Annotated in this window: 1 protein-coding gene; it reads right to left on the bottom strand. The window is 73.1% G+C overall.

The features are described 5' to 3' along the window. Window positions 1–1991 (bottom strand): condensation domain-containing protein (locus ACIBKY_RS55385; RefSeq protein ID WP_397110783.1); only part of this gene is annotated, 1991 nt, incomplete at both ends.

The following is a 1991-nucleotide window of genomic DNA, read 5'->3' as shown; positions in this document are numbered from 1 at the left end:
ACAACTCACCATAGGAGAGGCCGGGACAGATCGCGATCCGGGACGGATCGCGGCGGGCCCGGTCGAAGAAACGGGAGTGCAACGTGCCCTCGGGCGGGGAGGCGGCGGTGTCGTTGGCGCCGGCGCGGGTGACGAGCTGCTCCGACGGGGTCAGGCAGGGGACGGCGGCGTCCCAGTCCTCGGTGGACAGGCGCTCCAGCATCCCGGCGAAGGCGGCGAACATGCCGTCCAGGACGCCGGGCGGGAAGAGGTCCTCGACCGCGTCCCAGTTGACCAGCAGGTCACCGTCGACCTCGACCACCTGGTGGTCCAGCCAGACCTGCGGCGTCTGCGAGACGCCCCAGAACGGCTCGGCGAACAGCGCGCCGGAGGGCGTGGCGTCCATGCCGAGCGTGCTGGTGAACACCACCGGCATCGCCGCGTCGGCCGCGCCGGTGCGCCTGGCCAGCTCGCGCATCACCCACAGCGCGGAGACGTCGCTGTGCTCCAGGTCGCGCACGATCCGGCGTTGCAGGCGGCGGGCGCTGTCCAGCCAGGTACGGCCCGGCTCGTAGGCGACCAGGAGCAGCGAGGTGAAGTCGCCCAGGACGGTGTCGATGTCCGGGTGCACCTCGCGGCGGTCGAACAGGGTCAGGTTGATCGTCATGTCGCGGCGGGCGCTCCAGGCGCCGAGCGCCTCGGCGAACGTGGTGGCCAGGACCGTGGACGGGGTCAGATCGTGCTCCCTGGCGGCGTCCTTGACGGCCTGCCACCGCTCGGCGGGCACGCGGGCCTGGCGGCGGGTGAAGCGCGGGCGGCCGACGCGCCCCGGTTCCGCGGCCAGCGGGAGCTGCGGGGCGGGCGGCAGTTCGGCGACCCGCTCCGACCAGTACTCCTGTGCCCGGCGCAGCGCCCGCGGGCCCGGCTTGACGGTGAGTACGTAGTCGCGGAACGAGGGTCCGGCGGGTGGCAGTTCGGCGGCCGGGTCGTGGTAGAGCGTGTCCAGTTCGCGCAGGAGGGTCATGGTGCTGAGCGCGTCCAGGATGATGTTGTCGAAGCTGACGCCCAGCCGGGTGCGTCCCTCGCCGTAACGTACGGCCCGCGCGTCGAACAACGGCCACCGGGTGGCGTCGATGAGCTGGTGCGACATGTCCGCGCGCAGCCCGGCGAGCGCCTCGTCGGCGTCCTCGCCCGCCTCGGTGACCGCGATGGTGAAGCGGGGGACCTCGGGCAGCACCCGCTGGGTGCCGTCGGGCAGGAACACCGCGCGCAGCATCGCGTGCCGCTCGATGAGGCGGTTCCAGGCCGTCTCCAGCCGGGGCAGGTCGAGCTCCTCCAGGTCGTACTCGGTGTAGAAGTGGCAGCCCACGCCGCCGAGCGCGAAGTCGTCGGTGCGGCCGAGCCAGTAGGCGCGTTGCACGTCGGTGGGCGGGAAGGGCTCGTGGCGGTGCTCGGGGTCGGCGCGCAGCGCGGACCGCTCGCCCTCCTCCCGCCCCGGCGTCAGGGTCGCGGCGAAGGCGGCGAGCCCGGGATGGTCGAACAGGTTCGTCAGCCGCCCACCGGACACGCCGCCCTCGCGCAGCCGGGTGATGAGGCGGGTGGCCAGCAGACTGTCACCGCCGAGCGTGAAGAAGCTCTGGTCGCGGCCGACCGCGGGCAGTTCCAGCAGCTCGGCCCAGATGGCGGCGACGGCGCTCTCCACGCCGGGCAGCGGCGGCTCGAACGGCTCGTCGTGCTGCTCCTGGCCGGCGATGATGCCCCGCACCACCGTCCTGTCGATCTTGCCGTTGGGGGTGAGCGGCAGGTCCCGCACGGGCACGATCCGGTCGGGGATCATGTACGGCGGAAGCCGTTCCGCCAGCCGGTCGCGCAGGTCGCCGAGGTCACCGTCGCTGACGACGACGACGGCGGCGAGGCGGCGGTCGATCTTGGTGGCGACCGCGCGCTCGACGTGGGGGTGGGTGAGCAGGGCGGTTTCGATCTCGCCGAGTTCGATCCGGTGCCCGCGGATC

This window comes from Nonomuraea sp. NPDC050394, from assembly GCF_044459065.1.
Classification (GTDB): domain Bacteria; phylum Actinomycetota; class Actinomycetes; order Streptosporangiales; family Streptosporangiaceae; genus Nonomuraea.
This window is presented reverse-complemented; position numbering and strand designations above follow the sequence as displayed.